This is a genomic window from Pseudoduganella sp. RAF53_2 (assembly GCF_052113985.1).
Classification (GTDB): domain Bacteria; phylum Pseudomonadota; class Gammaproteobacteria; order Burkholderiales; family Burkholderiaceae_D; genus Rugamonas.
On sequence record NZ_JBFRDW010000423.1, the window covers coordinates 1 to 5316 of the forward strand.

At 57.2% G+C, this 5316-nt stretch carries 7 protein-coding genes, 1 tRNA gene and 2 pseudogenes; 5 read left to right on the plus strand and 5 right to left on the minus strand.

The window, feature by feature from the left end:
• The 3 genes from AB4Z11_RS21805 to AB4Z11_RS21815 form a co-directional block, all read left to right on the plus strand.
• Nucleotides 1–383, plus strand: a 383-nt coding sequence (locus AB4Z11_RS21805) for an ACT domain-containing protein (protein WP_442027625.1), incomplete at its 5' end; no start/stop codon positions are given.
• Between the two features lie 118 nt (nt 384–501).
• Nucleotides 502–594: transfer RNA gene (locus tag AB4Z11_RS21810), tRNA-Ser, on the plus strand.
• A gap of 195 nt (nt 595–789) precedes the next feature.
• Complete coding sequence (locus AB4Z11_RS21815; protein WP_442027626.1) at nt 790–1950, plus strand: tyrosine-type recombinase/integrase; 1161 nt, start codon at nt 790–792, stop codon at nt 1948–1950.
• Here the strand turns inward: AB4Z11_RS21815 and AB4Z11_RS21820 are convergent.
• The 4 genes from AB4Z11_RS21820 to AB4Z11_RS21835 form a co-directional block, all read right to left on the minus strand.
• Nucleotides 1937–2152, minus strand: a complete 216-nt coding sequence (locus AB4Z11_RS21820; protein ID WP_442027628.1) for a helix-turn-helix transcriptional regulator — start codon at nt 2150–2152, stop codon at nt 1937–1939. The two genes, AB4Z11_RS21815 and AB4Z11_RS21820, sit on opposite strands and share 14 nt — an antisense overlap.
• Nucleotides 2153–2161: 9 nt before the next feature.
• Nucleotides 2162–2401, minus strand: coding sequence for a hypothetical protein (locus AB4Z11_RS21825; protein WP_442027630.1), 240 nt, complete (start codon nt 2399–2401; stop codon nt 2162–2164).
• A 171-nt stretch (nt 2402–2572) separates the two neighbouring features.
• Nucleotides 2573–3241 (minus strand): hypothetical protein, encoded by a 669-nt coding sequence (locus tag AB4Z11_RS21830; protein ID WP_442027631.1) that lies wholly within the window; start codon nt 3239–3241, stop codon nt 2573–2575.
• Nucleotides 3238–3462, minus strand: coding sequence for a hypothetical protein (locus AB4Z11_RS21835; protein ID WP_442027633.1), 225 nt, complete (start codon nt 3460–3462; stop codon nt 3238–3240). Before AB4Z11_RS21835 ends, AB4Z11_RS21830 begins: the two co-directional genes overlap by 4 nt.
• A gap of 24 nt (nt 3463–3486) precedes the next feature.
• On the opposite strand from AB4Z11_RS21835, the pseudogene istB reads away from it, so the two are divergent.
• A pseudogene (gene istB, locus AB4Z11_RS21840) lies at nt 3487–4020 on the plus strand (IS21-like element helper ATPase IstB); the annotation flags it as partial.
• A gap of 206 nt (nt 4021–4226) precedes the next feature.
• Nucleotides 4227–4562: pseudogene (locus tag AB4Z11_RS21845) on the plus strand (Hsp20/alpha crystallin family protein); the annotation flags it as partial.
• Between the two features lie 50 nt (nt 4563–4612).
• Here the strand turns inward: AB4Z11_RS21845 and AB4Z11_RS21850 are convergent.
• On the minus strand, nt 4613–5137 hold the full coding sequence (locus tag AB4Z11_RS21850) for a hypothetical protein (RefSeq protein ID WP_442027634.1): 525 nt from the start codon (nt 5135–5137) through the stop codon (nt 4613–4615).
• Nucleotides 5138–5316: the final 179 nt, after the last annotated feature.

The following is a 5316-nucleotide window of genomic DNA, read 5'->3' on the forward strand; positions in this document are numbered from 1 at the left end:
TCCTGGGCCCGGTTGCCGACGCCAATGTCGAAGTCGACATGATCATCCAGAACCAGGCCGTTGACGGCAAGACCGACTTCACCTTCACCGTGTCGCGCAACGACTACCAGAAGGCCATGGACGTGCTGCACAACGAGAAGGGCGAGATCGGCCACCACACCCTGGTGGGCGATGCGAAAGTGTCCAAGATCTCCGTGGTCGGCGTGGGCATGCGCTCGCACGTGGGCGTAGCCTCCAAGATGTTCCAGACCCTGGCGGAAGAGGGCATCAACATCATGATGATCTCCACTTCCGAGATCAAGATTTCCGTGCTGATCGACGAGAAATACATGGAGCTGGCCGTGCGCGCGCTGCACAAAGCGTTCGAACTGGACAAAGCGTAAATATTTCCAAAAAAAACCGTTGGATTGCCTTGACCAAAGCGGGTTCGGTCATTAATATGGCGGTCGTCTGATCTGACGCAGCAATGTAAAGAACAGACGATCGTTGAGCAATCAGCGAGGAGACGTGGCCGAGTGGCCGAAGGCACTTCCCTGCTAAGGAAGCATACGGGCAAAACCTGTATCGTGGGTTCGAATCCCACCGTCTCCGCCAACCACACTCAAGGTTGGCAAACAATACCCCGCGATAACCATCACTAAATTCAGTAGAATCAAGGAGTTAGTGGGTGGCTAGCGACAACGAGTCGCACATTCAGCAACACAACAATCCCCAGTCACACATGCGCGTGTAGGTTCATTTGTAGGTATCATTAGGCATCGCCTTTGACCGTACCTACAAAACGCTGCCATGGCCATCAATTCACTCACCGACGCTGATTGCCGTCGAGCCACGCCGAACGACGGCAAGCTACGCAAACTATTCGACGGCCACGGGCTAATGCTTGCTGTTCTGCCCAGTGGAAACAAGGTATGGCGCATGGCCTATCGCGATGCCAACGGTAAGCAGCAGACGGCAGTGATTGGGCCTTACCCATTGATCGGCCTGAAAGATGCGCGTGAGCGCCGTGATGCGCTGCGCCTACGCCTCCTGGATGGTGAAGACTTGAAAAGCAAGTCTGCCGGCAAGCCTTCGATAACGCTCGATGAGGCGCACGAAAAGTATTGGGCGGGCCGCACTGATACCAAAGAGGGGTATCGGAAAAATGCGCGCAGCGCGTACGAGATGTACATGTCTCCGACGCTTGGCAAGGCGATGGTCCGAGACATAACCAAGGAGCAGCTGATGGAGGCGCTTCGTCCTGTGGATCAAGAAGGCAAGAGTGTGTACGTGAGGCGCCTTAGGATGTGGGTGAGTCACGTAGTGGAATGGTCGCATCAACATGGATACTGTGATGGCAATCCGGCTGCCGCCATCAACCCTAAGGTCGCATTCTCTCGCAAAAAGGCGGTTGGGTTTGCTGCGCTGCCACTTGCGGATGTCCACCCGTTTCTAGAGCGCATGGCGTTAGAGGAGATGACTCAATCGGTGCTGGCGTGCAAACTTCTGGCGTTGACATGGACCAGGACCGATGAACTTCGGAGTATGACTTGGGATGAGATAGAGGGTGACCTGTGGCGCGTTCCGGCTCATAGGATGAAGGGCGGCCGCGAGCACTTGGTACCACTGTCAAAGCAGGCGCAACAGCTATTCACGGAATTGAAGCGCCGCGCGCGCGGAAGTAAGTACGTGTTCCCGAACGATCGCACCGCCACCAGGCCAATGAGCGAGAACGCGATTCTCTACCTTATTCATCGGATCGGATTCAAAGGAAAGATGACCGGCCACGGCTGGCGCAAGGTTGGCTCGACCTGGGCCAACGAAAATGAGTACAACCGCGATTGGATCGAGATGCAGCTCGCGCACGTAGAGGAGAACGAAGTGCGCGGCGCTTACAACTCTGCGGAATACTTAAAGCAGCGCCGGGGAATGATGCAGGACTATGCGGACTGGCTACTTAAAGAAGCCTAATCCCGGCCGCCTGAAGCGTCGACAACCGCCAGCCGACCGTGCGCTGCGTGATTGCGACATCGGGCGGCGGTAACTTACCATCGCGCAGCCAGCGGCGCAGCGTCTCTGATGTAACCCCCAGCATCGCGTACAAGTCCTGACGGTAAATGACCCGGTCCTCGACTGTGGCCGCCATCATGTTCATTTGGCTCATATCCGACATCGTCTGCTCCTATTCGTCACACATACCCATTGCCCGCGCCTGGCTGGCCAGCTGCTGCAGCGCCTCACCCATTGGCTTCCTGCCTGGTGCCTCACACCGGCCGGCGGCCTGCCCGATCTCGTAGATCACCTTGAACTCGCGCCACATCGTTCGCGTGCTGCCCATCAAGTACCGTCCATCGGCTTTCTTGCGGAGGTCTACTGGCTTGTCATGGCAGTAGTTCTCGAAGGCGGTTTGGATGGTGGTCATGGCTTGCCACCCTTAGACCTATGGCCGCCAAGGCAGGCGCCAGCAACCACTCCGAGCGCGCCATACACAAGCACGTAGCCCCATTGCGCATGGCCATCTGCGGTTCGGGCAGGCGCCGCGCCAAAGTTGATTGAGGCAAAGCACAGGAGCGCCATCCAGCAAAAGAAGGTGTCACGCATTTTCACGCCCCACGCACTCACACCGCTTACCGTAGGTAACGCCAGTGCCTTCGCAGATTTCGCAGCTTGGCACCTGCTGTAGCGGTGCTGCGCGGCCATAAACTGGCACAAGTCCGAAGTCTTCACTTGCCCACATCCATTCTTTCGTGGCAGTGCCCGCTTTGAAATTTACGAGCGCTTGCGGGTCTATCCACGCCACTGGCTCTACTGCCTTAGGTTCAGCGAACAGCGAGCCATCCTGCTCATGCATCAGGCGCCAGTATTGCGGCTGCGTGAGCCAGCGGCACGAACTGTCGAACAGAGCATACTCGCCATCCTTGTGCAGGATGCGCCCGATCACCTCGTAGCCGCGCTGCTTCAGGTCGGCTAGCTTTCGATCAAACAGCGGGCGGGGATCTGGCGCTTCATCTGCCTGTGGTGAAGCGGCGAAAGCGACAGGAACGGCTGCGGTGCCGGTCAATATCGAATGGAGTTTCAAAGCGTAGGTACGCCATTGAGCCTTGTTGCGCTCTGCTACCTGAAGCTTCTGCCAAGTGGACTTGTAATCGGCATCCCAATCTTCTGGCGTTTGCTGCGCATACGTCAGGTCAGCCAGCGATTCCATTTCCGGCTGTTCCGGTACTGCGCTTGCCTTCGGTTTGTTATTCGACAATTCAGTCATTTTGCGTCCTCCCAGCCCCAACCGAGTAATTCTCCCGTGTTTTTGATCTGCTCCTCAGTCGGCTTGCTGTAGATGGCAAATTTCGTCAACGCTGGCGCTCCTGGATAAAGAACCCAATACCCTACTGGTTCTGGATAGTTGGTCCGAATTATCCGCACCGGGCTTTCGAACATCATGCTCGGTATTGGCTGTACTGCAGCGGGTTTAGTCGTATCGTTCATCGCGGGATGCCTTTCCATGTTGGTACCTTTACCGACACCGCGCAGAACGTCGTGTTCATCGGCGGACCCGGCACCGGCAAAACGCACTTGGCGACTGCTATCGCCGTGGCGGGCATCACTGCCATGGGTAAGCGCGTCCGCTTCTACTCGACAGTCGATCTGGTCAACGCGCTGGAACGGGAAAAGCGAGAGGGCAAAGCTGGCCGCATCGCACAGTCGCTGCCGCGCATGGACCTCGTCATCCTCGACGAGCTGGGCTATCTTCCCTTCAGCCAGGCAGGCGGGGCGCTCCTGTTCCATTTGCTCTCCAAGCTGTACGAGCACACGAGCGTCGCCATTACTACCAACCTGAGTTTCGCGGAATGGTCTGCCGTGTTCGGCGACGCCAAGATGACCACGGCGCTGCTGGACCGGTTGACCCACCACTGCCATATCGTGGAGACCGGCAATGACTCCTACCGCTTCCAGCACAGCAGCATGGCCGCCAAGGGAAGGATTAAGGAACGGGAGCAAAGGCGCAAGTCCGGCAAGGCTAGTGATTCGGCCGATCCGATTTGAAGCACGGCGAAACAAGCAATGAGATAAATCGTTTATCTCGTTAATTGCTATCTACCGCCCCAAGGGGGATTCGCTTCGGGCGGCGCCCTACGCGAATCCCCCTTGTTATTTGGTACACTTATCCACAGCCGATGCTTCAAACTCGGCACCCCGCCCCTGGGTCAAAATTCAATCAGCAGGTTGGGTCAAATTTCAATCAGCGCCAACAATCGCGCTTCCAACCGCGCATTGACGTAGTCGATGAAGGGCCAGTGCTGCGCGTAACCGCTGAGCTGCCCGGCATGGAGCGAGGCGATCTCAACCTCACCGTCGAGGATGGGGCGCTGGTATTGCGGGGCGAGAAAAAACAGGACATGTGTAACGAGGAAGCGGGCTGTTACCGACTTGAACGCGCCCATGGCCGGTTCGTGCGTACAATTCCGATGCCGGAAAACGCCGAGCCGGACCATGCCCTGGCGAAGTTTGACAATGGCGTGTTGACGTTGACCGTGCCGAAATCGGAGCCGTCGCGCTCCGCGAGCCGCGTAATCGATATCGACTAGGGGCCTCCAATTCGCGCCGGAAGCGGAGAGGGATGTGGCGAACGGTGCCGTTAGCACAACTGGTAGAGCAGCAGATTTCTAATCCGTTGCTCCAGAACCATCCGTAGGGCTGCGGGATTTGGCATTTCGGCGCAAAGCGCAACATCAAACCCAAGCAAAGGGTGTTCTTTGCGCCGCATGGCAGACCTTGGCCTCATCGATCTGACCCGCGGTGCCGTAGCTGGCGCGGCCAGCGGCGGGACCGCCGTGCGCAGTGAAGCGTAAATGGCGCCGGTACGGCGCTCCATGCATTCGACAAATTGCTGAATCTCACAAGTAGGGCGATGCGGCGCACCGTCGGCCAAAGATAACGCCCCCTTTCTGTCCGCGACACGCTCTATGCAGCGCGTTAAAAAAAACCCGCTCATCGAGCGGGTTGAATCTATTTCCTTGGAGGGGAATAGAGGAGACAGGACCAGTATGTTGTGACGCAGCATTAAAGTCCAGTTTTCTTTCAAAATATTGGATATCACCAAGGGAAATGTCTCGAACATCATCCTGYGGGCGAAGGGAGCGGTGACGACACTGCCATCCACGGCGAGCCAGCGACCAGGATTTCAAGCGAAATGCGAGAGTCTGGCGGTATGGCCGATGCGATTGCTGGACGAGACCCCTCGGAGGTCTCGCTGGTCACCTCACAAATGGCTAATTGATGCCAATAGCCTCAAGATCATCTCGGTGGACCTTGGGTCAGGGATTCGCAACTCCGCTGGTC